Genomic DNA, 23,890 nt, shown 5'->3' with positions numbered 1-23,890 from the left:
TATTCCCTCAATGCGCATGGGTAGCGCTTTCAGAGCGCATCCGCTCCAGCGCACCAGAAATATTGGCTTCGGAATCAATCAGAAACAGCCCGCTGGAAACCACCTTTTCACCTTCCGCCAGACCAGAGCGTAGCGCGGTGATACCTTGTGATGCCTGGAAAACGGAAACACGTTTCGGAACAAAACGCCCGTCGGCATCAACGGTAATCACCCGCTGTTCGCTGCCGGTGTCGATCAGCGCCTGTGACGGAATCAGCAGCATCGGTTCGCTGGCGGTATTGAGTTGCAACCAGGCGTTCATTCCCGGTTTTAGCGCCTCTTCGGCGTTGTCGACTTCCAGACGCAGTTGCAGCGTGCGGGTCGCGGCATCCACGCCGGGTAGCAGCGTCCATTTGCGAATGGTGAGCGTTTTATCGGGTCGCGCCGGAACGGTGAGCGTAAACTGCGAGGCATCTTTCACCAGCCAGGCGATGGACTCCGGGATCGCGGCAGTGACCCACACCGGGTTCATACCCTGAATTTTCGCTACCACGTTATCTTTGGCGATATTCATTCCCGCGCGCAGATCAAACGCGGTGATCACGCCATCAATGGGCGCTTTGAGCGTAAAGCGAGTCTGGATTTTTTGCGTGGCGCTCAAGCGGCGAATATCGGCCTCCGGCATTCCCGCCAGTCGCAGCCGCTCAAGAATGCCTTCGATCTGGGTCGCCGTACCGCCGGTTTCACGTAGCAGTAAATACTCACTCTGCGCTTCCACCCAGTCGGGAATAGTCAGCTCGAGAAGCGGCGCGCCCTTTTTCACTTTATCGCCCACGGTAAGCGGATAAACCTTGTCGATAAACCCGGCGGCGCGGGCCTGCACAATAGCAAACTGATACTCGTTGTAACTGACGTTTGCCGGGAAACTCTGGGCAAACGTCAACGACCCGCGCGTGACGGTGGCCGTTTTCACCCCCAGATTCTGCGTCTGGGTCGGGTCAATACGCACACCAGACGCAGAATTCTCTTCATCGGCATATTTCGGCACCAGATCCATATCCATAAACGGCGATTTACCCGGTTTATCGAACCGCGTATTGGGATACATCGGGTCATACCAGAATAAAATTTTACGTTCTGCGGTTGGTGTTTTTTCTGCTGGCTGTTCCGCCTGGGAAAACCAGGTAAAACCTGCCGCGGAAATAATACCGCCCGCGATCATGCTGCCGATAATAAGCGCGATTTTTTTCATTTCATTAAACCTGGGTTACTGGCTGACTTTAATATCCTGTAATAAAGAAAGGTTGCCCTGCTGGACAAAATTAAACGCCACTTTGTCGCCGGTTTTAATTTCGCTCATTTTCGTCTGCGGGGTGATGGTAAAACGCATGGTCATCTCCGGCCAGTTCACGGCAGCAATCGGATCGTGATGGATAGTGATTTTTTTGCTTTCCAGATCAACACCTTTTACCACACCGGTGGCGCTAATTACCTGCGGTTGTGCTTCGCTCATAGTTTCATGATGATGTTCGTTAGCCTGCGCATTAAAGCCAATAACGGTAAACAGACTGAACATTGCGACTTGCAGTGTCTTTTTCATTTTATATCTCCTGGAGTTAAAAAATTATTGCTGCCAACCGCCACCCAGAGCGGTATATAAGGAAACTTCGTTAACCTGACGGGCATAATTCAGGTCGAGTAAGGTTTGTCGGGTAGCAAATAAAGAACGTTCGGCATCCAGCACTTCCAGATAACTTACCGCGCCGTGCTGATATAACGTCTGCGCCCGTTGCAGGGTAATTTGCAACGACGCCAGATAACGCTGCTGAGCGCTGATTTGATCATTCAGACTTTGGCGTAACGCCAGCGCATCGGCCACTTCTTTAAAGGCGTTCTGGATTTTCTGTTCATAATTCACCACCGACTGCTGCTGGCGAATTTCAGCGATATCCAGATTGGCCTGGTTACGTCCGGCATTAAAAATGGGGATCTCAATTTTGGGGATAAAATTCCACATCCCGCTGCTGGCGTTAAATAATGACGACAGATCGCTGCTGGCGGTTGATATTCCGCTGGTCAGGCTTATAGACGGAAAAAATGCCGCGCGTGCAGCACCAATACTGGCATTGGCCGCCATTAATGCATGTTCGGCTTCCATAATATCCGGGCGTTGCAATAAGATTTGCGATGACAAACCCGCCGGTAATTTAACGCTTTGCAAGCTGTCGCTGTTTGCTGCCTGCGCTTGCGGCAGCTTGCCGTAGCGTCCCAATAACAGTTGCAACGCATTATTCGCCTGCGCCAGTTCCCCCTGACGTTTAGCAATATCGCTACGGGTACTTTCAATCACCCCACGAGCCTGTTCCAGCGCCAGAACATTGCTGCTACCGGTTAACAGTTGTTTTTCGACAAACGCATATGACTGTTGATAATTACGCAGCGTTTCTTCGGCTATTTGCAATTGCGCATAAGCCAGTTGCTGGTTGTAATAGCTTTGCGCGACATTCGAAACCAGCAGAATATGCACCGCGCGCCGGGCTTCCTCAGTAGCTAAATAATTTTGTCGCTCGGCTTCGCTCATGTTCTTTAAGCGACCGAAAAAATCGAGGTCAAAACTGGCGTTAAGGCCAGTCGAGAACTCCCGTGTCGTGGCGGTATTGCCTTTAAGATTACCGCTCCAGTTGCCGCTACCCTCGCCGTTGAGTTGCGGGTAGCGATCGGCATCGGTCAGTCGATATTGCGCCCGCGCCTCCTGCACTTTTAGCGCCGCCATACGCAAATCCCGGTTATTCGCCAGCGCCTCGCTAATCAGCGTCTTCACCTGATTATCAACAAAAAAGGTGCGCCAGCCCGCACTCTGGTAATTATCGACCGGGTTGATCAGGCTGTTCTGACTTAACGAAAACTGCTGCGGCACGGGCATTGCCGGGCGCTGATAATCCGGTGCCAGTGAGCAACCACTTAGCGCGAGGGCCACACAAAGTGTCAGGAGTTTACAATGAGACATAGGCGCATAATTTCTGGTGATTTTATGCCGCCAACTTTACCCGCCAGGCTCTGATTTTCCGGTGACAGGAAAATGACAAAATTGTCATTTTGCCAATAAGCGATTGCCATCTGATCGCGCTCCTCTAGAATTGGCCGGGCAGTATGCGGAGGAAACATGAAACTGTTGATTGTCGAAGATGAAAAGAAAACCGGCGAATATCTGACCAAAGGGTTAACCGAAGCCGGTTTTGTGGTCGATTTGGCCGATAACGGACTTAACGGCTACCATCTGGCGATGACTGGAGATTACGACCTGATAATCCTCGATATTATGCTGCCAGACGTGAACGGCTGGGATATCGTGCGCATGTTGCGTTCTGCCAACAAAGGGATGCCGATTCTGCTGCTCAGCGCGCTGGGTACGATTGAACATCGCGTCAAGGGGCTGGAGCTGGGAGCGGATGATTATCTGGTGAAGCCATTCGCTTTTGCTGAACTGCTGGCGCGGGTGCGCACCTTACTGCGGCGCGGAGCGGCGGTGATTATCGAAAGCCAGTTTCAGGTTGCCGACCTGATGGTCGATCTTGTCAGCCGCAAAGTCACCCGTAGCGGCACGCGTATCACTTTGACCAGTAAAGAATTTACCCTGCTGGAGTTTTTCCTCCGTCATCAGGGCGAAGTACTGCCCCGCTCGCTTATCGCTTCACAGGTATGGGACATGAATTTTGACAGCGACACCAACGCCATTGATGTGGCGGTGAAGCGACTGCGCGGCAAAATCGACAATGATTTTGAGCCAAAGCTGATTCAAACCGTGCGTGGCGTGGGTTACATGCTTGAGGTGCCGGATGGCCAATAAGCCATTTCAGCGCCCGTTTTCGCTGGCAACCCGCCTGACCTTTTTTATCAGCCTTGCCACCATCGCGGCATTTTTCGCCTTTGCATGGATCATGATCCACTCGGTAAAAGTCCATTTTGCTGAGCAGGATATTAATGATTTAAAAGAGATTAGCACCACCCTTGAACGGGTACTTAATCACCCTGACGAGACACAAACCCGACGCTTAATGACGCTGGAAGATATCGTCAGTGGTTATTCCAACGTCTTGATTTCCCTGGCAGATAGCCACGGTAAAACGGTATATCACTCCCCAGGCGCGCCGGATATCCGCGAGTTTGCACGCGATGCCATACCCGATAAAGACGCACGTGGTGGTGAGGTGTATCTCCTCTCCGGCCCGACGATTATGATGCCGGGCCACGGTCACGGGCATAGGGAACACAGCAACTGGCGGATGATTAACTTGTCGGTTGGCCCGCTGGTGGACGGCAAACCGGCTTATACGCTCTACATTGCGCTGTCGATCGATTTTCATCTTCATTACATAAATGATTTGATGAATAAACTCGTAATGACCGCATCGATCATCAGCATCCTGATCGTCTTTATCGTGCTGCTGGCGGTACATAAAGGTCACGCGCCGATCCGCAGCGTCAGCCGCCAGATCCAGAATATCACTTCGAAAGATCTCGACGTTCGCCTGGCCCCGCAGACCGTGCCGATTGAGCTGGAACAACTGGTGCTGTCGTTTAATCATATGATTGAACGTATTGAAGATGTCTTTACCCGCCAGTCCAACTTCTCGGCAGATATCGCCCACGAAATTCGCACGCCAATTACGAATCTGGTGACGCAAACGGAAATTGCCCTGAGTCAGTCGCGCAGCCAGAAGGAACTGGAAGATGTGCTCTACTCTAATCTGGAAGAGTTGACGCGAATGGCGAAAATGGTCAGCGATATGCTGTTTCTCGCCCAGGCCGATAACAACCAGCTAATCCCGGAAAAGAAAATGCTCAACCTGGCAGATGAAGTCAGCAAAGTTTTCGATTTTTTCGAGGCGTTAGCGGAAGATCGCGGCGTGGAACTGCGATTTGTTGGCGACAAGTGTCAGGTCGCGGGCGATCCGCTGATGTTGCGTCGGGCGTTAAGCAACCTGCTTTCTAACGCCCTGCGTTATACGCCGCCCGGAGAGGCAATTGTAGTGCGTTGCCAGACTACCGATCGCCAGGTACAGGTTACCGTCGAAAACCCCGGTACGCCCATTCCGCCCGAACACTTACCGCGATTGTTCGACCGCTTCTACCGCGTTGACCCCTCCCGCCAACGAAAAGGTGAAGGTAGCGGCATTGGCCTGGCGATTGTGAAATCGATTGTTGTCGCGCATAAAGGCACGGTTGCGGTAACGTCAGATGCGCGTGGGACAAGGTTTGTGATCTCATTACCCGCTTAATCATTCAGCAAACAGCAACTTTTATCACCAGTGTAAAAATAACGTGCCGCAATAGTCATACCTATTAATGGTAAAAAGCTGTCACAATTCATAAAAAACCTTAATATACGCCACCCTAAACATAAGCAGCGTTAATGTAAGGTTTTGGCGTGGACTGGCTTCTTGATGTTTTTGCTACCTGGCTTTATGGCTTAAAAGTAATCGCGATAACGTTAGCGGTCGTAATGTTCATCAGCGGACTGGACGATTTTTTCATTGATGTCGTCTACTGGGTTCGTCGCATTAAGCGCAAGTTGAGTGTTTATCGGCGCTACCCACGAATGAGTTACCGCGAACTGTACAAACCAGATGAAAAACCGTTAGCGATTATGGTTCCGGCGTGGAATGAAACTGGCGTCATCGGCAATATGGCCGAGCTGGCGGCAACCACGCTCGACTATGAAAACTATCATATCTTTGTCGGCACTTACCCGAACGACCCCGATACTCAGCGTGATGTTGACGAAGTGTGTGCTCGCTTCCCGAACGTGCATAAGGTGGTCTGCGCACGTCCTGGCCCCACCAGCAAAGCAGATTGTCTGAACAATGTGCTGGACGCCATCACCCAGTTTGAGCGAAGCGCCAATTTCGCCTTTGCGGGTTTTATTCTGCATGACGCCGAAGATGTGATTTCGCCAATGGAACTGCGTCTGTTCAACTACCTTGTCGAGCGTAAGGATCTGATTCAGATCCCGGTGTATCCGTTCGAACGCGAATGGACGCACTTCACCAGCATGACCTATATCGATGAGTTTTCCGAACTGCATGGCAAAGATGTTCCGGTGCGTGAAGCCCTCGCCGGACAGGTGCCCAGCGCAGGTGTTGGCACCTGTTTCAGCCGCCGCGCCGTGACCGCGCTGTTGGCTGACGGTGACGGCATTGCTTTTGACGTGCAAAGTCTCACCGAAGATTACGACATTGGTTTCCGCCTGAAAGAGAAAGGAATGACGGAGATTTTTGTCCGTTTTCCGGTGGTGGACGAAGCTAAAGAACGCGAGCAGCGTAAATTTTTACAGCACGCGCGGACGTCAAACATGATCTGCGTGCGCGAATATTTCCCCGATACCTTTTCCACCGCAGTGCGGCAAAAGTCTCGCTGGATCATCGGCATTGTTTTCCAGGGATTTAAAACCCATAAATGGACTTCCAGCCTGACACTCAACTACTTTCTCTGGCGTGACCGCAAAGGGGCAATCAGCAACTTTGTTAGTTTCCTCGCGATGCTGGTGATGATCCAGCTTTTGCTGTTACTGGCGTATGAAAGTTTATGGCCTGATGCCTGGCATTTTCTTTCTATTTTCAGCGGCAGCGCATGGTTAATGACCCTGCTATGGCTAAACTTTGGCTTGATGGTTAACCGTATTGTGCAACGGGTGATTTTTGTCACTGGTTACTACGGCCTGACGCAGGGCCTGCTATCCGTCCTGCGGCTATTCTGGGGCAACCTGATTAACTTTATGGCTAACTGGCGCGCGTTGAAACAGGTGCTTCAACATGGCGATCCGCGTCGCGTAGCGTGGGATAAAACGACGCACGATTTCCCCAGCGTGACTGGCGATACCCGTTCGTTGCGCCCGTTAGGTCAAATTTTGTTGGAAAATCAGGTCATCACCGAAGAACAACTCGATACAGCACTGCGTAATCGTGTCGAAGGTCTGCGTCTCGGCGGTTCGATGCTGATGCAGGGGTTGATCAGCGCCGAACAACTGGCGCAGGCGCTGGCTGAGCAAAACGGCGTGGCATGGGAATCGATCGATGCCTGGCAGATCCCTTCCTCGTTGATTGCCGAAATGCCAGCTTCCGTAGCGCTGCATTATGCGGTGCTGCCGCTGCGTCTGGAAAATGATGAGTTAATTGTCGGTAGTGAAGACGGCATTGATCCGGTGTCACTGGCGGCACTGACGCGCAAGGTTGGACGTAAAGTGCGCTACGTCATTGTTCTGCGCGGGCAAATTGTCACCGGATTACGCCACTGGTATGCACGCCGCCGCGGTCACGATCCGCGGGCAATGTTGTACAATGCGGTTCAGCATCAGTGGCTCACAGAACAACAGGCCAGCGATATTTGGCAGCAATATGTGCCGCATCAGTTCCTGTTTGCCGAAATACTGACCACACTCGGCCATATTAATCGTTCAGCGATTAATGTGCTGCTACTGCGTCATGAACGCAGCTCTCTGCCGCTCGGCAAATTTTTGGTTACTGAAGGTGTCATCAGCCAGGAAACGCTGGATCGCGTACTGACAATTCAACGCGAATTACAAGTTTCGATGCAATCTCTATTACTCAAAGCAGGTTTAACCACAGAACAGGTTGCGCAACTGGGGTCCGAAAATGAAGGAAAATAACCTTAATCGCATCATCGGATGGTCTGGTTTACTGCTGACGTCTTTATTGAGTACTGGCGCACTCGCAGACAATATTGGCACCAGCGCCAAAGAGCTGGGGCTTAGCGACTATCGCCATTTTGTTATTTATCCCCGCCTCGATAAGGCGCTGAAAGCACAGAAAAATAACGACGAAGCAACCGCCATCCGTGAATTTGAATATATTCATCAGCAGGTGCCGGATAATATTCCGCTGACTTTATATCTGGCAGAAGCCTATCGCCATTTTGGTCATGATGACCGCGCGCGGCTGTTGCTTGAGGATCAGCTTAAACGAACTCCCGGCGATGCCCGACTTCAACGTAGCCTTGCGGCAATTCCTGTGGAAGTCAAAACAGTGAATACCGTCGAGGAGCTGCTGGCCCAGCAAAAAGCGTGCGATGCTGCGCCGACTCTGCGTTGCCGCAGTGAAGTTGGGCAGAATGCGCTGCGGCTGGCACAGTTATCTGTTGCCAAAGCGCAACTGAACGATGCGACGTTTGCCGCATCGCCGGAAGGAAAAACGTTACGTACCGATCTGCTGCAACGCGCAATCTACCTGAAACAATGGTCCCAGGCGGATACGCTATACAATGAAGCACGCCAGCAGAATACATTAAGCGCAGCAGAGCGCCGTCAGTGGTTTGACGTGCTTCTTGCCGGGCATCTGGATGATCGGATCCTGGCGCTGCAATCAGTGGGGATCTTCACCGATCCACAGTCGTATATTACTTACGCGACCGCACTGGCTTATCGTGGCGAAAAAGCACGCCTCCAGCGTTATCTCGCTGAAAACAAACCTCTGTTCACTACGGACTTACAAGAGAAAAGCTGGCTCTATCTGTTATCAAAATACAGTGACACTCCGGTGCAAGCGTTGGCGAATTACACGGTACAGTTTGCCGATAACCGCCAGTACGTTATTGGCGCAACGCTTCCGGAGCTGTTAAAAGAGGGTCAGTACGACGCGGCGCAAAAACTGCTCGCCACCCTCCCCGCCAATGAAATGCTTGAAGAGCGTTATGCCGTCAGTGTGGCAACCCACAACAGAGTTGAAGCACTACGTCTGGCGCGGTTGCTGTATCAGCGAGAACCAGCAAATCTTACGCGCCTGGATCAACTGACCTGGCAACTGATGCAGAACGGACAGTCACGTGAAGCTGCCGATTTGTTACTGCAACGCTACCCTTTCCAGGGCGATGCAAGCGCCAGCCATACGTTAATGACGCGGCTGGCGTCTCTGTTGGAAAGTCATCCTTACCTGGCAACGCCAGCGAAAGTGGCGATTTTATCGAAACCGTTGCCGCTGGCGGCGCAACGCCAGTGGCAAAGCCAGTTGCCGGGTATTGCTGACAATTGCCCGGCAATCGTCCGTTTACTGGGCGATATGTCACCGACTTACGATGCAGCCGCCTGGAACCGTCTGGCGAAGTGTTATCGGGAGACGCTACCTGGTGTGGCGTTGTATGCATGGCTTCAGGCAGAAAAACGGCAACCGAACGCGTGGCAACATCGCGCGGTGGCCTATCAGGCGTATCAGGTTGAAGACTACGCCGCCGCACTGGCGGCCTGGCAGAAAATCAGTCTTCACGACATGAGCAATGAAGATCTGCTCGCTGCCGCCAATACCGCTCAGGCGGCTGGAAATGGCACGGCTCGCGATCGCTGGCTTCAGCAGGCAGAACAACGCGGGCTGGGCAACAATGCTCAGTATTGGTGGCTACATGCACAACGTTATATTCCTGCTCAGCCAGAACTTGCACTGAACGATCTCACTCGCTCAATTAACATTGCGCCTTCAGCTAACGCTTACGTTGCGCGGGCGACGATTTATCGGCAACGTCATAATGTCTCAGCGGCAGTGAGCGATTTGCGCGCCGCTCTGGAACTGGAACCGAATAACAGCAATACCCAGGCGGCGCTCGGTTACGCCTTGTGGGATAGCGGCGATATCGCGCAGTCGCGGGAGATGCTGGAACAGGCGCATAAAGGGCTACCGGACGATCCGGCACTCATCAGACAACTGGCTTACGTGAATCAGCGTCTGGATGATATGCCTGCGACGCAACACTACGCCCGGCTGGTGATTGATGACATTGATAACCAGGCGCTGATTACACCGCTGACACCGGAACAAAATCAGCAACGCTTCAATTTCCGTCGTCTGCATGAGGACGTAGGTCGCCGCTGGACGTTCAGTTTCGATTCCTCCATCGGCTTGCGTTCCGGCGCGATGAGTTCAGCTAGCAATAACGTCGGTGGCGCTGCGCCAGGTAAAAGCTATCGTAGCTACGGACAACTGGAAGCCGAATACCGCATCGGGCGCAATATACTGCTGGAAGGCGACCTGCTTTCGGTTTACAGCCGTGTGTTTGCCGATACCGGAGAAAACGGTGTGGTGATGCCGGTGAAAAATCCGATGTCCGGCACCGGCCTGCGCTGGAAGCCGCTGCGCGATCAGATCTTTTTCCTTGCCGTTGAACAGCAGTTCCCGCTGAATGGGCAAAATGGCACCTCCGACACCATGCTGCGTGCCAGCGCCTCGTTCTTTAACGGCGGCAAATACAGCGATGAGTGGCACCCGAACGGTTCAGGCTGGTTTGCCCAAAACCTGTATCTCGATGCGGCGCAATATGTCCGCCAGGATATTCAGGCGTGGACGGCTGATTACCGTGTGAGCTGGCATCAGAAAGTCGCGAACGGGCAGACAATCGAACCTTACGCTCACATACAGGATAACGGCTATCGTGATAAAGACACTCAGGGCGCACAGCTTGGTGGCGTCGGCGTGCGCTGGAATATCTGGACCGGCGAGACGCATTACGATGCCTGGCCGCACAAAGTCAGTCTCGGCGTCGAATATCAGCATACCTTTAAGGTGATTAATCAACGTAGCGGGGAGCGCAACAACGCGTTTCTCACCATTGGAGTGCACTGGTAAATGCGTAAGTTCATTTTCGTATTGCTGACACTGCTCCTGGTCAGCCCTTTTTCCTTTGCAATGAAAGGTATTATCTGGCAACCGCAAAACCGTGACAGTCAGGTCACCGACGCCCAGTGGCAGGGACTGATGAGTCAGTTGCGTCTCCAGGGCTTCGACACCCTGATTCTGCAATGGACTCGTTATGGCGATGCATTCACCCAGCCAGAACAGCGCGCGTTATTGTTTAAGCGTGCCGCAGCAGCGCAACAGGCTGGTCTGAAGCTGATTGTTGGTCTGAACGCCGATCCGGAATTTTTTCTGCATCAGAAGCAGTCATCTGCAGCGCTGGAAAGCTACCTTAATCGCCTGCTGGCCGCCGATCTCCAGCAAGCCAGATTATGGCGTGCCGCGCCTGGCGTAACGCCGGATGGCTGGTACATCAGTGCGGAAATTGACGATCTGAACTGGCGCAGTGAAGCCGCCCGACAACCTTTACTAAAATGGTTAAACAATACGCAGCGACTGATTAGCAATGCTTCAGCAAAACCAGTTTATATCAGTAGCTTTTTCGCTGGCAATATGTCGCCCGATGGCTATCGGCAACTGCTGGAACAAGTTAGAGCGACAGGCGTTAATGTCTGGGTACAGGATGGCGGCGGCGTTGATAAACTCACCGCCGAACAGCGTGACCGTTATCTGCAAGCCAGCGCAGATTGCCAAACTGCCTCACCCGCCAGCGGCATTGTTTATGAGTTGTTTGTCGCGGGCAAAGGTAAAACGTTTGCAGCTAAACCAAAACCGAATGCGGAGATCGCCTCGCTACTAGCAAAACGTTCCGCCTGTGGCAAAGACGCACTCTATTTCTCTCTGCGCTATTTGCCCGTCGCGCGTGGCATCCTCGAGTATTAATTGTTTAAGGGAGCAACTTTGCTTGCTCCCTTCCTTTTCACTTGCCTGATCAGAATCCTGTCTGTATTAATTCTCAGTTTTCAACGCATTTTATGCGTCTGACGTTTTTCAATTATTTAACCAAACCGCGATCAAAAAGTGATAGTGTAATTTGCGAAAGAGGAGGCGTTAAAGGAAGAATATAGGTGAAACTAATTTCATCGACTAACTGTTTGTTCTGGAGGTCTTCATTCTCCTACCGGTCAATAGATAACCGGAAGGTTTTAAACTGCTGTTTGTCATGAAACTTCAAAGCTCATTCTTTCATACGTTATCTTTTAATTATCTGCCCTCCAATCAAATATTCTTATCAGCGGTTACACCATTATATTCACAATAAACATCATTACCCGCTTTACCATTTGTCACCACATGATAGTTGCCATCAGATCTTGCAATTCTTCGGCTCAGGATTACGCTTGCGACGATTTGGCACTTTCCAGATATTCCCGTATATAACACAAATAAGCGGCGTAACCACTTCTCAGAGGGATTATATAATCATATTTATACCACTATATGACTTTTAAATAAGAACAATTATTCATCAAGCGCATTAATATCAGCATATTCCTTTACACAGGAATAAAACCTTTTATTTAATAAACAAAGAGAGTCAATGATGAGTAAAATTACAGGCGTTTTAGTTGACAACTATATCTATGATATTAAAAATGATATGACGAATGGTTACCATTTCCCTAACTGCTTGTTTCCAGGTGCCACCTTTAAGATGGTCATTGATAATGACCCGGTTAATAATGGCAAGGTAAAATGGAGCTGTAGCACTGATGCAGACAATAATGTTCTGGCGATCAGTCAGGATGGCACAGTAACTTTTCCTGACGTTGACGAAAAGTGCATCGGGAATATTTTTGCCATTTTCGCTACTGATAAATCAACGAACAAATCTGCCGGTATTTATATTTTTACCGTGAAGCGTTTTTTCAAATACAGCATTGAAGCCTATGATTCAGTTAAAGATATTTTACCGTGGGTTAAAAAAATGAACGGAGAATTTCCCGAAGCGCAGGATATCGATAGTTACGATTATAATAATCATGATTCAGGGCATATTATTAAGCGAGAAGTTAACGCAGGACTTTACCAGGAATGGGGCGATGTAGCTAATAGTGGATGGAAAACAAATAGTGAATGTGCGGGCATTTGTAGAATTTACGCTTTTAATAAAGAAGATAATATTTATTATTGGCTTAAAAATGATGGGGTCAGACAGGAATTGAGCGTGGGTTTCACCGCTCAGGCAGTTGCATCCTACGGTGAATCCATCGCCTGATTGTGTTTTTGTCCACTATCATTTGTATTATTGTAGCGTAAACATTCACTGAAATTATAAAATTTAACTTACGTAAAACCACCCGTTCAGCGGGTGGTTCTCATATTTATCCACGATGTGGATGAAGTTTAAAAAACAAACAGACTTAAGAGTTTCTTGTTATATTGCTATAAACCATTTAATCACAAAATGCCGACAGTATTTCTTGCCTACAACTTTGTTATTGCTATTCAAAACACAAATATGGCAATCCCCTGCTCCACTTGCCAAAAAACATTTACCTGCAGTATAAAAAAGCAGCCCGTATAAACATACGAGCTGACGTATTTCATTAAACTCGAACGAAACTATTTTTAATGTGGTGCGCTTCGTGACAATAAGTTAATTACCAACACTCCGGCACAAATCAACATCATGCCTATAATGGCTGGAAGATCCAGCCGTTGGCCGAAAAATCCCCAGGACAGTAAGCTAATCAGGACGATACCGACTCCTGACCAGATAGCATAAGCAATCCCTGTAGGAATATAAGCCAGCGTCTGAGCTAATAACCAGAATGATGTACAGTAACAAATAATTGTACCAACAGAGGGCCATAACCGTGTAAAACCCTCTGAAAACTTCATTAAGGTTGTACCAATAACCTCTGCAAGTATTGCACCACCAAGATAAATATAAGGGTTCATAGCATATTCATTCCTGTTAATACCGGAGGGAATTGTACTACAGTTCGAACTTAACTCACTGGTTCCCCCTGGTGCATTCATTGATGCTCTTCATCAGTGCTTCAGGGAATGGGCGGATGGGGATCCATAGAAATGGTGCGTAGATATGCTCACCTTACGTCTAATCATTTGACAGAGCACGCGAGGAAAATAGACGATATTTTTGGTAATGATGCCCCAAATACGTCCACTCTGAAATTATGAAGGTGGTAAAGAAGGTGTAACTGGTGGAATTGTAATGGCGCGCCCTGCAGGATTCGAACCTGCGGCCCACGACTTAGAAGGTCGTTGCTCTATCCAACTGAGCTAAGGGCGCATTGATACCACGATGTGCTGTAATCGCGTGAATTATACGGTCAACCCTTGCTGAGTCAATGGCTTTTGAACTGGTTGCTGAACAAGTGTACGGTCGTGTCTGATTTATCTCACTACGACGGCAAACCAACGGCGGTTATCATTATCGGCGTTAATCTGCCTGGTACAGAAGGTTTTACTTTTCAGAAAACGAAAACTGACAGCGCGCTACGCTTCTGACAAAATAGACGCATCCCCTTCGACCTACGTAACAGATGGAATCCTCTCTCTGATGGCAGCAAAGATTATTGACGGTAAAACGATTGCGCAGCAGGTGCGCTCTGAAGTTGCTCAAAAAGTTCAGGCACGCGTTGCGGCCGGACTGCGGGCGCCAGGACTGGCCGTTGTGCTGGTCGGCAGCAACCCTGCATCGCAAATTTATGTCGCAAGCAAACGCAAAGCTTGCGAAGAAGTCGGGTTCGTCTCCCGCTCCTATGACCTTCCTGAAACCACCAGCGAAGCAGAACTGCTTGAGCTTATCGATGCGCTGAATGCCGACAATACCATCGATGGTATTCTGGTGCAGTTGCCGCTTCCGGCGGGAATTGACTACGTCAAAGTACTGGAACGTATTCACCCGGACAAAGACGTAGACGGTTTCCATCCTTATAACGTTGGTCGTCTGTGCCAGCGTGCGCCGCGCCTGCGTCCTTGCACCCCGCGCGGTATCGTCACGCTGCTTGAGCGTTACAACATTGATACCTTTGGCCTTAATGCTGTGGTGATTGGTGCATCGAATATCGTCGGTCGCCCGATGAGCATGGAACTGCTACTGGCAGGTTGCACCACCACCGTGACTCACCGCTTCACCAAAAATCTGCGTCATCATGTGGAAAACGCCGATTTGTTGATCGTCGCCGTCGGCAAGCCAGGCTTTATTCCCGGTGACTGGATCAAAGAAGGCGCAATTGTGATTGATGTCGGTATCAACCGTCTGGAAAATGGCAAAGTTGTGGGCGACGTCGTGTTTGAAGAAGCGGCTAAGCGCGCCTCATACATTACGCCTGTTCCTGGCGGCGTTGGCCCAATGACGGTTGCCACGCTGATTGAAAACACGCTACAGGCGTGCGTTGAATATCATGATCCACAGGGTGAGTAACATGGCGACATTTTCTTTAGGTAAACATCCGCACGTTGAGCTGTGCGACTTGCTGAAACTGGAAGGCTGGAGCGAAAGCGGCGCGCAGGCGAAAATCGCGATTGCTGAAGGCCAGGTGAAAGTCGACGGCGCAGTTGAAACGCGCAAACGTTGCAAAATCGTCGCCGGTCAGACAGTGAGTTTTGCAGGTCACAGCGTACAGGTTGTTGCCTGACCCCATTCCGGCCTGCCTGTATGCAGGCCGATTCTCTTTTCAGACCTTTGCCCTCTTCGTTGCTTTCATTCATGCTGTTAGCATCAACATTTTGCCGAAGCAATCATCATGCCAACCGTTATTACCCACGCCGCCGTCCCCCTTTGTATTGGTTTAGGGTTGGGGTCGAAAATCATCCCGCCGCGTCTGTTATTTGCCGGAATCATCCTGGCGATGCTGCCAGACGCCGACGTATTGTCGTTTAAATTTGGCGTTGCCTACGGCAATGTTTTTGGCCATCGCGGTTTTACTCATTCGCTGGTATTTGCGTTTGTTGTCCCGCTGTTATGCGTGCTTATTGGGCATCGATGGTTCAGGACGGGGCTGATTCGCTGCTGGCTATTTTTAACCGTATCGCTGTTATCACACAGCTTGCTGGATTCGGTAACCACTGGCGGCAAAGGTGTTGGCTGGTTGTGGCCGTGGTCAGAGGAACGATTTTTCGCCCCCTGGCAGGTGATTAAAGTCGCGCCGTTTGCGTTATCGCGTTACACCACGCCATATGGGCATCAGGTGATTATTTCAGAGCTAATGTGGGTATGGCTACCAGGAATAATAGTGATGGGAATATTGTGGTGGCGCAGGCGTAAATTGCGCTGAGCGTATCCTCTCCCTTGCGGGAGAGGATAAGAGTGAGGGTGTTACTTACGACGCCAGGTGGTTCCTTGCGGACCATCTTCCAGCACGATCCCCATCTCGTTAAGACGATCACGCGCCGCATCCGCTGCCGCCCAGTCTTTGGCTTTACGAGCATCCAGACGCTGTTGAATTAACGCTTCAATCTCAGCCACTTCGCTGTCGTCTGCCTGTGCGCCGCTTTGCAGGAACGCCTCCGGTTCTTGCTCCAGCAGACCCAGCACGGCAGAGAGTTTACGCAGGTGAGACGCCATTGCGTTCGCCGCTGCCATATCTTCTGCTTTCAGACGGTTCACTTCACGCGCCATATCAAACAACACGGAATAGGCTTCCGGCGTGTTGAAGTCGTCATTCATCGCCTCGATAAAGCGCGCTTCAAACGCTTCGCCACCCGCAGGAGCAACGGTTTTGTCTGTGCCACGCAGCGCAGTGTAGAGACGTTCCAGCGCCGCACGCGCCTGTTTCAGGTTCTCTTCACTGTAGTTCAACTGGCTGCGATAGTGACCCGACATCAGGAAGTAACGCACGGTTTCGGCGTCGTAGTATTTCAGCACATCGCGCACGGTGAAGAAGTTACCCAGCGATTTGGACATCTTCTCGCGGTCAACCATCACCATGCCGGAGTGCATCCAGTAGTTGACGTATTGACCATCGTGCGCACAGGTGGACTGGGCAATTTCGTTCTCGTGGTGCGGGAACATCAGATCAGAACCGCCGCCGTGGATATCAAAGTGATTACCCAACTGTTTGCAGTTCATTGCCGAACATTCAATGTGCCAGCCAGGACGACCCGCGCCCCACGGAGAAGGCCAGCTCGGTTCGCCCTCTTTCGACATCTTCCACAGCACGAAGTCCATCGGGTTGCGTTTGTCATCGACCACGTCAACGCGCGCGCCTGCCTGCAACTGGTCGAGATCCTGACGCGAGAGCACGCCGTAAGTTGGATCGGTCGGTACGTCGAACATCACGTCGCCGTTGTCCGCCACATAGGCGTGACCTTTAGCAATCAGTTGTTCAGTGAGTTCAATAATTTCTGCGATATGGTGCGTTGCACGCGGCTCCATGTCCGGGCGCAGGATATTCAAAGCATCGAAATCTTTGTGCATTTCAGCGATCATGCGATCCACCAGTGCCACAAAGCTTTCGCCGTTTTCATTGGCGCGTTTGATGATTTTGTCGTCGATATCGGTAATGTTGCGCACATACTTCAGCTTATAACCGAGGAAACGCAGGTAACGCGCAACTACGTCAAAGGCGACAAAAGTACGCCCATGACCAATATGACAGAGATCGTAAACGGTGATTCCACACACGTACATGCCGACTTCCCCGGCGTGAATAGGCTTAAATTCCTCTTTTTGGCGTGTCAGAGTATTGAAGATTTTTAGCATCGAAGATTCCGTTTAGACATGTGTGGGTAATTGAGTTGCGTATAATACCCATATTTCCCGCGCGAATCAGCATACATTGCGAGATGATCCGATCGTGCGGTTATGCTATAACACCACCCTATATATGACCCGAACCGGGTTGAAGCACCAATCAAACGGAACAGGATGCAAAAATGGTTACTTTCCACACCAATCACGGCGATATTGTCATCAAAACTTTTGACGATAAAGCACCTGAAACAGTTAAAAACTTCCTGGACTACTGCCGCGAAGGTTTTTACAACAACACCATTTTCCACCGTGTTATCAACGGCTTTATGATTCAGGGCGGCGGTTTTGAACCGGGCATGAAGCAAAAAGCCACCAAAGAGCCAATCAAAAACGAAGCCAACAACGGTCTGAAAAACACCCGTGGTACGCTGGCAATGGCTCGTACTCAGGCTCCGCACTCTGCAACTGCCCAGTTCTTCATCAACGTGGTTGATAACGACTTCCTGAACTTCTCCGGCGAGAGCCTGCAAGGTTGGGGTTACTGCGTATTTGCCGAAGTGGTTGAAGGCATGGACGTAGTCGACAAAATCAAAGGTGTCGCAACCGGTCGTAGCGGTATGCACCAGGACGTGCCAAAAGAAGACGTTATCATTGAAAGCGTGACCGTTAGCGAGTAATCGTGGCGACACTCTTTATTGCAGATCTTCATCTCTGCGTGGAAGAACCGGCGATCACCGCCGGTTTTCTGCGTTTTTTAGCGGGAGAAGCCCGCAAGGCCGACGCGCTGTATATTCTTGGCGATCTGTTTGAAGCATGGATTGGCGACGATGATCCCAGCCCGTTTCATCGCCAGATGGCGGCGGCGATCAAAGCGGTATCCGACTCCGGCGTTCCCTGTTATTTCATTCATGGCAACCGTGATTTTCTGCTCGGCAAACGCTTTGCCCGTGAAAGCGGTATGACGTTATTGCCAGAAGAAAAAGTGCTCGAACTTTATGGTCGTCGGGTGCTGATTATGCATGGCGACACGCTGTGCACCGATGACGTCGGTTATCAGGCTTTTCGCGCCAAAGTCCACAAGCCCTGGTTGCAAACGCTATTCCTCGCCCTGCCGCTGTTTTTACGTAAACGTATTGCTGCGCGAATGCGCGCAAACAGTAAAGAAGCCAACAGCAGTAAATCGCTGGCGATCATGGACGTTAACCAAAACGCGGTGGTCAGTGCGATGGAAAAGCATCAGGTGCAATGGCTGATCCACGGGCATACGCATCGCCCGGCGGTGCATGAACTCATCGCCAATGCGCAACCTGCTTTCCGCGTCGTGCTGGGAGCCTGGCATACCGAAGGTTCGATGGTGAAAGTCACGGCAGATGACGTTGAGCTAATCCATTTTCCTTTCTGACCGCGAATGAACAGATTCTGAAAAAGCGCCAGACTACCGCAACCTGTATATCTTTTTCTGAGTCAGCAAGGTAATAAGTCCCTGAGTGAAATAACAACAGGGAATATTATTATGCGACGCTGCAACGGATTTTTGATTTCTGGCATCGCCCTTACGGCAGGAGCGCCTCTGTGTATTAGCTGGTTTGGCCTTGTCGGCTTCTATTTTGGCGTATTGTCACTGGTAGCTGCGGCGGTCATTTCGTGGATAGTCTATTTCTGGCTCATTTACTTAGTACTCACCCGCCCCCATAACCAACGTTTTGTCGAAAGATTTGTATTGATTGTCGGTATTTGCTTTTTTCCGTGGAGCATTGTGCTGATATGGGCATTCTTTGCCAGTTCATCCAGAGCGCATAATCAACACGCAGATCAGATTGAAAACTCAACAAATGACGGTTAATCTCGCCTACGCAACCGTTTTCCTTGCTCTCTTTCCGTGCTATTCTCTGTGCCCTCTAAAGCCGAGAGTTGTGCACCACAGGAGTTTTAAGACGCATGTCTTCCCGCAATAATCCGGCGCGTGTCGCCATCGTGATGGGGTCCAAAAGCGACTGGGCTACCATGCAGTTCGCCGCCGAAATCTTCGAAATCCTGAATGTCCCGCACCACGTAGAAGTGGTATCTGCTCACCGCACCCCTGATAAACTGTTCAGCTTCGCTGAAAGCGCCGAAGAGAACGGTTATCAGGTGATTATTGCGGGCGCTGGCGGCGCAGCGCACCTGCCAGGCATGATTGCCGCAAAAACGCTGGTGCCGGTGCTGGGCGTACCAGTACAGAGCGCCGCACTGAGCGGTGTCGATAGCCTCTACTCCATCGTGCAAATGCCGCGCGGCATTCCGGTGGGTACGCTGGCGATTGGTAAAGCGGGCGCGGCAAACGCGGCGTTACTGGCAGCACAAATTCTTGCTACTCATGATAAAGAACTGCACCAGCGTCTGAATGACTGGCGCAAAGCCCAGACCGACGAAGTACTGGAAAACCCGGACCCGCGAGGTGCGGCATGAAACAGGTTTGCGTCCTCGGTAACGGGCAGTTAGGCCGTATGTTGCGCCAGGCAGGCGAACCGTTAGGCATTGCTGTCTGGCCGGTCGGGCTGGACGCTGAACCGGCGGCGGTGCCCTTTCAACAAAGCGTGATTACCGCTGAGATCGAACGCTGGCCAGAAACTGCATTAACTCGCGAGCTGGCGCGCCATCCGGCCTTTGTGAACCGCGATGTATTCCCGATTATTGCCGATCGCCTGACTCAGAAGCAGCTTTTCGACAAACTTCACCTACCGACCGCGCCGTGGCAGTTACTTGCCGATCGCAGCGAGTGGCCTGCGGTGTTTGATCGTTTAGGTGAGCTGGCGATTGTTAAGCGTCGTATTGGTGGCTATGACGGTCGCGGTCAATGGCGTTTACGCACCGATGAAACCGAACAGTTACCGGCTGAATGCTACGGCGAATGTATTGTCGAGCAGGGCATTAACTTCTCTGGCGAAGTGTCACTGGTTGGCGCGCGCGGCTTTGATGGCAGCACAGTGTTTTATCCGCTGACGCACAACCTGCATCAGGACGGTATTTTACGCACCAGCGTGGCTTTCCCGCAGGCTAATGCACCGCAGCAGGCGCAGGCCGAAGAAATGCTGTCAGCGATTATGCAGGAACTGGGTTATGTCGGTGTGATGGCGATGGAGTGTTTTGTCACCCCGCAAGGTCTGTTGATCAACGAACTGGCTCCGCGTGTGCATAACAGCGGTCACTGGACGCAAAACGGTGCCAGCATCAGCCAGTTTGAGCTGCACCTGCGGGCGATTACCGATCTGCCGTTACCGCAACCGGTGGTTAATAGCCCGTCGGTGATGATCAACCTGATTGGTAGCGATGTGAACTATGACTGGCTGAAACTGCCGCTGGTGCATCTGCACTGGTACGACAAAGAAGTACGCCCAGGTCGTAAAGTGGGGCATCTGAATTTGACCGACAGCGACACATCGCGTCTGACCGCGACGCTGGAAGCATTAATCCCACTGCTGCCGCCGGAGTATGCCAGCGGCGTGATTTGGGCGCAGAGTAAGTTCAGTTAACCTGGTGCTCATATTCTTGCCGGATGCGGCGGGAACGCCTTATCCGGCCTACCGATCCGGCACCGGTTGTAGGCCTGATAAGATGCGTCAAGCATCGCATCAGGCACAAATGCCTACGACGACAACGAAATACAGGTTCCCGCCTCGCCCGCCAGCGTCTCTTCAATTCGCGATAACGCACCAATCCACGCGGGTTTACCACGGCTTCTGACATAACCACTCACCGCCGTCACCTTCGGCCCCATCGAACCATCGGCTTTGGCAAATGGCGCTAACTCATCCGGTGTGGCATGGCGAATGGCGCGTTGCTGTGGCGTTCCCCAGTTTTCATATACCGCATCAGCATCGGTGAGAATCACCAGCCCATCGGCATTAATCTGCCTGGCGAGCAACGCAGCGGCGAGATCTTTATCAATCACCGCTTCACTCCCAGCTCCGTCATCCGTCACCGGAACACCGCCGCCGCCACTACAAATCACCACATGCCCCTCTTTGAGCAACAACTCAATGGCTTCGCTGTCGAGAATTTTACGCGGTTGTGGAGATGCCACCACCCGGCGCAAGTATTTACCGTCGCGTTTCATCTGCCAGCCATATGCCGTTTCCAGCGACTCTTGCTCTTCCGGCTGATAAACCGGACCGATAAACTTCTCTGGCTGCGAAAATGCCGGATCATCAGGTGAAACTTCAATGCGCGTCAGCACCGTCGTCACCGGTGGCATCTGCGGCTGTGCGCTCAAACTCTGCGCCAGCATATAGCCAATCATCCCCTGGCTTTCCGCCACCAGCACATCCAGCGGATACGGTTCCACCTCTTTCCACGCCAGATTCTGTAACGCCAGCAGCCCCACCTGCGGCCCGTTGCCGTGAACAATCGCCAGCCGATAAGAACGCGCCAGACGTGCCAGCGCGGGTACAGCACTGGCAATATTGCGATATTGATTTTCTGCCGTCAGCGCCTCACCGCGCTGGAGTAAGGCGTTGCCCCCAAGAGCTACAACCAGTGTTTTCATGGTGTTCCTTGTAATAATTGTTGACCAAGCCAGAACCCCAGCAGCGTATCTGCCCCTGACGTATGCCCCAGCGCCAACAGCGAATCAATCGCTGCTTCGATACGTTTCGGGCAACTCAGAGCATGAACAAAGTGCAGGAGTGGCGAGGCGAAATAGCCTTGGGCGGCGTAACGCAAATAACTAACGCTCACCGCCGTGGTAACGTGTTGAAGATTGTCGGAACAGGCAAAAAACGGGCGACCGGAGCGCGCATCTAAAGCGCCATAATACCAGGCCGCCAGCAGCATTCCGCTCAGCGTGTCATCATGACTTGGCGTTAATCCCGGACCTTTGCCCAGCCAGTGCCGCCAGTCGGTCTTAACGCCATTGAGTGCGGTCTGAAAACAGTGACGAAACTGGCGCAATTCAGCGGGTAGCGGATCGCTTAGCGCCAACACCAGTGGCCCAAAAAGCCCGGTTTCCTCCGCGCGTTGCATCCATGCAGCGGCAAGCGGTTGAGGATGCGCAGGCGGCGTAATACGTAGCAAACAATAACGCTGTGGCTGTTTAACCGTAAAACGCCCGAGGCAAATCCCTTGAGCCACAACTTGCGGTCGTTCATTGCCACGTAATCCACCGCATAACGCATCGAATTGCGCGCGGCGAAGCACCCATCCTCCGGGGCCGAAACCACTTCCCTGACGATGCAGCGTTAACAGTTCGCCGCTTTCCGTCAGCAGATTAATCGCCCGCCGCCAGACGCCCGCTAACCGCCAGGACTGGCGATAGTCTGGTGCGCTACGACTGGCAAGCAGAGGATGGATGATCGTCATCGCGCGTTCCTCAACCAATACCCATACTTTCAGCCAGGGCTTCCAGCGCCTGTTCAAAGCAGGCCAGCGGTGCCCGTACAGTGCCTGCCCCTATCTGCCCGATCCCCGCTTCTTTATGGGCGATACCAGTATTGATGAGCGGCGTAATGCCGGTTTCCACAACGCGACGAATATCCAGCCCCAGACATGCGCCCTGGAAATCCCAGCCGGGGATCGGCAACTGCATATTGCGTTCAAGGAAGATTTCCGCCATCTCTTCAGATACCGTTCTTGCAGCCTCCACGCCACCCGCACCGACAAAGCGCGTTACGCCTGGGGCGGCGATCATTGCCGCTCCACCGATACCAAAGGTTTCGGTAATCGCGCTATCGCCCATATCCGGATTCGCCTGCTCCTGCGAGAAGCCGGAGAAAAACAGACCTTGTGGAGTGTTAACTGGCGCAGTAAACCAGCGATCGCCCAGACCGCTTACCCGAATCCCAAACATATTGCCGTTGCGGGTCATTGCCGTAACGATGCTGCCCGCGCGGATCATCGCGCCTGCATCCATCGCCGCCTTGCAATAGGCCATCGCGAGATTGAGGAAGAACTGATCGGTCACGCTAAGGAAGTCCATCACCTCCGCGATTTGCTGTTTATCGTGATCGAGACGGGCGATTTGCGGTGCCAGCGCACGCATCAACAGTGCTGAGGAAGCAATGTTGCGTTGATGGAACTCATCGCCCATCGTAATGCCCTGCGCCATCATCGCGGTGAGATCGATACCATGCTCCATGCGCCCCAGCGCGGCGCTTAATACTGGCATCAACACATCGCGCATCCAGCGATGGCGAGTCAGAACATCTTCGCCATAGGCACCGAAACGCATCACTTTGCCGATACCTTCGTTGAGGTTGCAATACGCCCGGTTACCGTCGGTCACATTCTCAACCACCAGCATCGGCATACTGGCAGAGGTAATACCGCCCATTGGTCCGACAGCATTCACATGGTGGCAAGGAATGAAGTTCACTTCCCCCTGCTCCAGCATCGCCAAAGCCTGCGCTTCATCTTTTGCCCAGCCTTCGAACAGACATGCGCCCACGCACGCTCCTTTCATTGGCCCGGTCATCTCCTGCCAGCGCATCGGTGGCCCGGCGTGAAGCAGTGTTTTACCCTGATTTAACGCGCTAATGAGTGAAGAAGCCGGTTGCACATCCAGCCAGTGTGGACGAGCGCGACGAATTTGTTCGATAACCGCAGTATTGGCTTGCGCCACTGATGTAAACATGGG

General features: G+C 51.8%; 23 protein-coding genes, 1 tRNA gene and 1 pseudogene. 16 read left to right on the top strand and 9 right to left on the bottom strand.

What is annotated here, in order from left to right:
- Nucleotides 1–7: 7 nt before the first annotated feature.
- Genes cusB through cusC form a run of 3 tightly spaced genes read right to left on the bottom strand, consistent with a single transcriptional unit; the run spans nucleotide 8 to nucleotide 2,986 of the window.
- Entirely contained in the window at nucleotides 8–1,231 is a 1,224-nt protein-coding gene (gene cusB / locus A1SC_RS00580; RefSeq protein ID WP_016263029.1) for a Cu(+)/Ag(+) efflux RND transporter periplasmic adaptor subunit CusB, read from the bottom strand.
- A gap of 15 nt (nucleotides 1,232–1,246) precedes the next feature.
- On the bottom strand, nucleotides 1,247–1,579 hold the full coding sequence (gene cusF, locus A1SC_RS00585; protein WP_000753226.1) for a Cu(+)/Ag(+) efflux RND transporter periplasmic metallochaperone CusF: 333 nt from the start codon (nucleotides 1,577–1,579) through the stop codon (nucleotides 1,247–1,249).
- Nucleotides 1,580–1,603: 24 nt separating this feature from the next.
- A complete protein-coding gene (gene cusC, locus A1SC_RS00590) occupies nucleotides 1,604–2,986 on the bottom strand; it encodes a Cu(+)/Ag(+) efflux RND transporter outer membrane channel CusC (protein WP_016263028.1) in 1,383 nt (460 codons plus the stop codon).
- 156 nt (nucleotides 2,987–3,142) lie between these two features.
- Between cusC and cusR the strand changes: the two genes are divergently transcribed.
- From cusR to A1SC_RS00625, 6 genes are all read left to right on the top strand, one after another.
- Nucleotides 3,143–3,826, top strand: a complete 684-nt coding sequence (cusR, locus tag A1SC_RS00600) for a copper response regulator transcription factor CusR (RefSeq protein ID WP_000770938.1) — start codon at nucleotides 3,143–3,145, stop codon at nucleotides 3,824–3,826.
- A complete protein-coding gene (cusS, locus tag A1SC_RS00605) occupies nucleotides 3,816–5,258 on the top strand; it encodes a Cu(+)/Ag(+) sensor histidine kinase CusS (protein ID WP_016263027.1) in 1,443 nt (480 codons plus the stop codon). The genes cusR and cusS overlap by 11 nt, the downstream gene beginning before the upstream one ends.
- A 149-nt stretch (nucleotides 5,259–5,407) precedes the next feature.
- Nucleotides 5,408–7,645, top strand: a complete 2,238-nt coding sequence (gene nrfB / locus A1SC_RS00610) for a cyclic di-3',5'-guanylate-activated glycosyltransferase NfrB (protein WP_016263026.1) — start codon at nucleotides 5,408–5,410, stop codon at nucleotides 7,643–7,645.
- The gene (gene nfrA, locus A1SC_RS00615) at nucleotides 7,632–10,604 is read left to right on the top strand and encodes a bacteriophage adsorption protein NfrA (RefSeq protein ID WP_016263025.1); all 2,973 of its coding nucleotides are present in this window, start codon (nucleotides 7,632–7,634) and stop codon (nucleotides 10,602–10,604) included. Before nrfB ends, nfrA begins: the two co-directional genes overlap by 14 nt.
- Complete coding sequence (locus A1SC_RS00620; protein WP_016263024.1) at nucleotides 10,605–11,495, top strand: DUF4434 family protein; 891 nt, start codon at nucleotides 10,605–10,607, stop codon at nucleotides 11,493–11,495.
- 658 nt (nucleotides 11,496–12,153) lie between these two features.
- Nucleotides 12,154–12,831 (top strand): hypothetical protein, encoded by a 678-nt coding sequence (locus A1SC_RS00625; protein ID WP_016263023.1) that lies wholly within the window; start codon nucleotides 12,154–12,156, stop codon nucleotides 12,829–12,831.
- 353 nt (nucleotides 12,832–13,184) lie between these two features.
- Here the strand turns inward: A1SC_RS00625 and emrE are convergent, their stop codons facing one another.
- Complete coding sequence (emrE, locus tag A1SC_RS00630; RefSeq protein ID WP_001070455.1) at nucleotides 13,185–13,517, bottom strand: multidrug efflux SMR transporter EmrE; 333 nt, start codon at nucleotides 13,515–13,517, stop codon at nucleotides 13,185–13,187.
- A 93-nt stretch (nucleotides 13,518–13,610) separates the two neighbouring features.
- On the opposite strand from emrE, the pseudogene A1SC_RS0122640 reads away from it, so the two are divergent.
- Nucleotides 13,611–13,780 (top strand): annotated as a pseudogene (locus A1SC_RS0122640) (integrase); the annotation flags it as partial.
- Nucleotides 13,781–13,795: 15 nt separating this feature from the next.
- Here the strand turns inward: A1SC_RS0122640 and A1SC_RS00635 are convergent.
- Nucleotides 13,796–13,872, bottom strand: a tRNA-Arg gene (locus A1SC_RS00635).
- Between the two features lie 95 nt (nucleotides 13,873–13,967).
- Between A1SC_RS00635 and A1SC_RS25990 the strand changes: the two genes are divergently transcribed.
- The 4 genes from A1SC_RS25990 to A1SC_RS00650 all read left to right on the top strand — a co-directional run bounded on the left by A1SC_RS25990 (nucleotide 13,968) and on the right by A1SC_RS00650 (nucleotide 15,862).
- On the top strand, nucleotides 13,968–14,090 hold the full coding sequence (locus A1SC_RS25990) for a hypothetical protein (protein ID WP_256734171.1): 123 nt from the start codon (nucleotides 13,968–13,970) through the stop codon (nucleotides 14,088–14,090).
- A 52-nt stretch (nucleotides 14,091–14,142) separates the two neighbouring features.
- Nucleotides 14,143–15,009, top strand: a complete 867-nt coding sequence (folD, locus tag A1SC_RS00640; protein ID WP_000729173.1) for a bifunctional methylenetetrahydrofolate dehydrogenase/methenyltetrahydrofolate cyclohydrolase FolD — start codon at nucleotides 14,143–14,145, stop codon at nucleotides 15,007–15,009.
- Nucleotide 15,010: 1 nt separating this feature from the next.
- Nucleotides 15,011–15,223: a ribosome-associated protein YbcJ gene (gene ybcJ / locus A1SC_RS00645; protein ID WP_000190288.1), complete on the top strand. Its 213-nt coding sequence runs from the start codon at nucleotides 15,011–15,013 to the stop codon at nucleotides 15,221–15,223.
- A 108-nt stretch (nucleotides 15,224–15,331) separates the two neighbouring features.
- Nucleotides 15,332–15,862: a metal-dependent hydrolase gene (locus A1SC_RS00650; protein ID WP_016263022.1), complete on the top strand. Its 531-nt coding sequence runs from the start codon at nucleotides 15,332–15,334 to the stop codon at nucleotides 15,860–15,862.
- A gap of 41 nt (nucleotides 15,863–15,903) precedes the next feature.
- Here A1SC_RS00650 and cysS read toward each other — a convergent pair whose 3' ends face one another.
- A complete protein-coding gene (cysS, locus tag A1SC_RS00655) occupies nucleotides 15,904–17,289 on the bottom strand; it encodes a cysteine--tRNA ligase (RefSeq protein ID WP_000912352.1) in 1,386 nt (461 codons plus the stop codon).
- 173 nt (nucleotides 17,290–17,462) lie between these two features.
- Between cysS and ppiB the strand changes: the two genes are divergently transcribed.
- The 5 genes from ppiB to purK all read left to right on the top strand — a co-directional run bounded on the left by ppiB (nucleotide 17,463) and on the right by purK (nucleotide 20,792).
- Nucleotides 17,463–17,957: a peptidylprolyl isomerase B gene (ppiB, locus tag A1SC_RS00660; protein WP_000256002.1), complete on the top strand. Its 495-nt coding sequence runs from the start codon at nucleotides 17,463–17,465 to the stop codon at nucleotides 17,955–17,957.
- A 2-nt stretch (nucleotides 17,958–17,959) separates the two neighbouring features.
- Nucleotides 17,960–18,682, top strand: coding sequence for a UDP-2,3-diacylglucosamine diphosphatase (gene lpxH / locus A1SC_RS00665; RefSeq protein WP_000212261.1), 723 nt, complete (start codon nucleotides 17,960–17,962; stop codon nucleotides 18,680–18,682).
- Nucleotides 18,683–18,793: 111 nt separating this feature from the next.
- Complete coding sequence (locus A1SC_RS00670; RefSeq protein WP_016263021.1) at nucleotides 18,794–19,123, top strand: hypothetical protein; 330 nt, start codon at nucleotides 18,794–18,796, stop codon at nucleotides 19,121–19,123.
- Nucleotides 19,124–19,218: 95 nt separating this feature from the next.
- Complete coding sequence (purE, locus tag A1SC_RS00675) at nucleotides 19,219–19,728, top strand: 5-(carboxyamino)imidazole ribonucleotide mutase (RefSeq protein ID WP_001295318.1); 510 nt, start codon at nucleotides 19,219–19,221, stop codon at nucleotides 19,726–19,728.
- Nucleotides 19,725–20,792 (top strand): 5-(carboxyamino)imidazole ribonucleotide synthase, encoded by a 1,068-nt coding sequence (purK, locus tag A1SC_RS00680; RefSeq protein ID WP_016263020.1) that lies wholly within the window; start codon nucleotides 19,725–19,727, stop codon nucleotides 20,790–20,792. The genes purE and purK overlap by 4 nt, the downstream gene beginning before the upstream one ends.
- A 113-nt stretch (nucleotides 20,793–20,905) precedes the next feature.
- On the opposite strand, the gene A1SC_RS00685 is transcribed toward purK, so the two are convergent.
- From A1SC_RS00685 to A1SC_RS00695, 3 genes are read right to left on the bottom strand one after another with little or no spacing between them, the layout of a single operon-like run.
- The gene (locus A1SC_RS00685) at nucleotides 20,906–21,805 is read right to left on the bottom strand and encodes a carbamate kinase (protein ID WP_000855393.1); all 900 of its coding nucleotides are present in this window, start codon (nucleotides 21,803–21,805) and stop codon (nucleotides 20,906–20,908) included.
- Nucleotides 21,802–22,617, bottom strand: coding sequence for an oxamate carbamoyltransferase subunit AllH family protein (locus tag A1SC_RS00690; RefSeq protein ID WP_016263019.1), 816 nt, complete (start codon nucleotides 22,615–22,617; stop codon nucleotides 21,802–21,804). Before A1SC_RS00690 ends, A1SC_RS00685 begins: the two co-directional genes overlap by 4 nt.
- A gap of 10 nt (nucleotides 22,618–22,627) precedes the next feature.
- Nucleotides 22,628–23,887 carry a YlbE family protein gene (locus A1SC_RS00695; RefSeq protein ID WP_000495419.1) on the bottom strand — a complete coding sequence of 420 codons (1,260 nt, stop codon included), beginning with the start codon at nucleotides 23,885–23,887 and terminating at the stop codon, nucleotides 22,628–22,630.
- Nucleotides 23,888–23,890 lie beyond the last annotated feature (3 nt).

The organism is Escherichia sp. KTE52, from assembly GCF_000408325.1.
Taxonomy (GTDB): Bacteria; Pseudomonadota; Gammaproteobacteria; order Enterobacterales; family Enterobacteriaceae; genus Escherichia; species Escherichia marmotae.
The sequence above is the reverse complement of the archived record's forward strand: the minus strand, read 5'-3'. Positions and strand labels throughout refer to the sequence as shown.

What these genes read in the sequence shown, in the direction of transcription:
- cusB (WP_016263029.1), bottom strand. Translation starts at nt 1,231, where the DNA reads ATGAAAAAAATCGCGCTTATTATCGGCAGCATGATCGCGGGCGGTATT.
- purK (WP_016263020.1), top strand. Translation starts at nt 19,725, where the DNA reads ATGAAACAGGTTTGCGTCCTCGGTAACGGGCAGTTAGGCCGTATGTTG.
- nfrA (WP_016263025.1), top strand. Translation starts at nt 7,632, where the DNA reads ATGAAGGAAAATAACCTTAATCGCATCATCGGATGGTCTGGTTTACTG.
- A1SC_RS00695 (WP_000495419.1), bottom strand. Translation starts at nt 23,887, where the DNA reads ATGTTTACATCAGTGGCGCAAGCCAATACTGCGGTTATCGAACAAATT.
- A1SC_RS00620 (WP_016263024.1), top strand. Translation starts at nt 10,605, where the DNA reads ATGCGTAAGTTCATTTTCGTATTGCTGACACTGCTCCTGGTCAGCCCT.
- cusF (WP_000753226.1), bottom strand. Translation starts at nt 1,579, where the DNA reads ATGAAAAAGACACTGCAAGTCGCAATGTTCAGTCTGTTTACCGTTATT.
- A1SC_RS00670 (WP_016263021.1), top strand. Translation starts at nt 18,794, where the DNA reads ATGCGACGCTGCAACGGATTTTTGATTTCTGGCATCGCCCTTACGGCA.
- A1SC_RS00650 (WP_016263022.1), top strand. Translation starts at nt 15,332, where the DNA reads ATGCCAACCGTTATTACCCACGCCGCCGTCCCCCTTTGTATTGGTTTA.
- cusR (WP_000770938.1), top strand. Translation starts at nt 3,143, where the DNA reads ATGAAACTGTTGATTGTCGAAGATGAAAAGAAAACCGGCGAATATCTG.
- A1SC_RS00625 (WP_016263023.1), top strand. Translation starts at nt 12,154, where the DNA reads ATGATGAGTAAAATTACAGGCGTTTTAGTTGACAACTATATCTATGAT.
- cysS (WP_000912352.1), bottom strand. Translation starts at nt 17,289, where the DNA reads ATGCTAAAAATCTTCAATACTCTGACACGCCAAAAAGAGGAATTTAAG.
- ybcJ (WP_000190288.1), top strand. Translation starts at nt 15,011, where the DNA reads ATGGCGACATTTTCTTTAGGTAAACATCCGCACGTTGAGCTGTGCGAC.
- emrE (WP_001070455.1), bottom strand. Translation starts at nt 13,517, where the DNA reads ATGAACCCTTATATTTATCTTGGTGGTGCAATACTTGCAGAGGTTATT.
- A1SC_RS00685 (WP_000855393.1), bottom strand. Translation starts at nt 21,805, where the DNA reads ATGAAAACACTGGTTGTAGCTCTTGGGGGCAACGCCTTACTCCAGCGC.
- cusS (WP_016263027.1), top strand. Translation starts at nt 3,816, where the DNA reads ATGGCCAATAAGCCATTTCAGCGCCCGTTTTCGCTGGCAACCCGCCTG.
- ppiB (WP_000256002.1), top strand. Translation starts at nt 17,463, where the DNA reads ATGGTTACTTTCCACACCAATCACGGCGATATTGTCATCAAAACTTTT.
- cusC (WP_016263028.1), bottom strand. Translation starts at nt 2,986, where the DNA reads ATGTCTCATTGTAAACTCCTGACACTTTGTGTGGCCCTCGCGCTAAGT.
- A1SC_RS00690 (WP_016263019.1), bottom strand. Translation starts at nt 22,617, where the DNA reads ATGACGATCATCCATCCTCTGCTTGCCAGTCGTAGCGCACCAGACTAT.
- folD (WP_000729173.1), top strand. Translation starts at nt 14,143, where the DNA reads ATGGCAGCAAAGATTATTGACGGTAAAACGATTGCGCAGCAGGTGCGC.
- purE (WP_001295318.1), top strand. Translation starts at nt 19,219, where the DNA reads ATGTCTTCCCGCAATAATCCGGCGCGTGTCGCCATCGTGATGGGGTCC.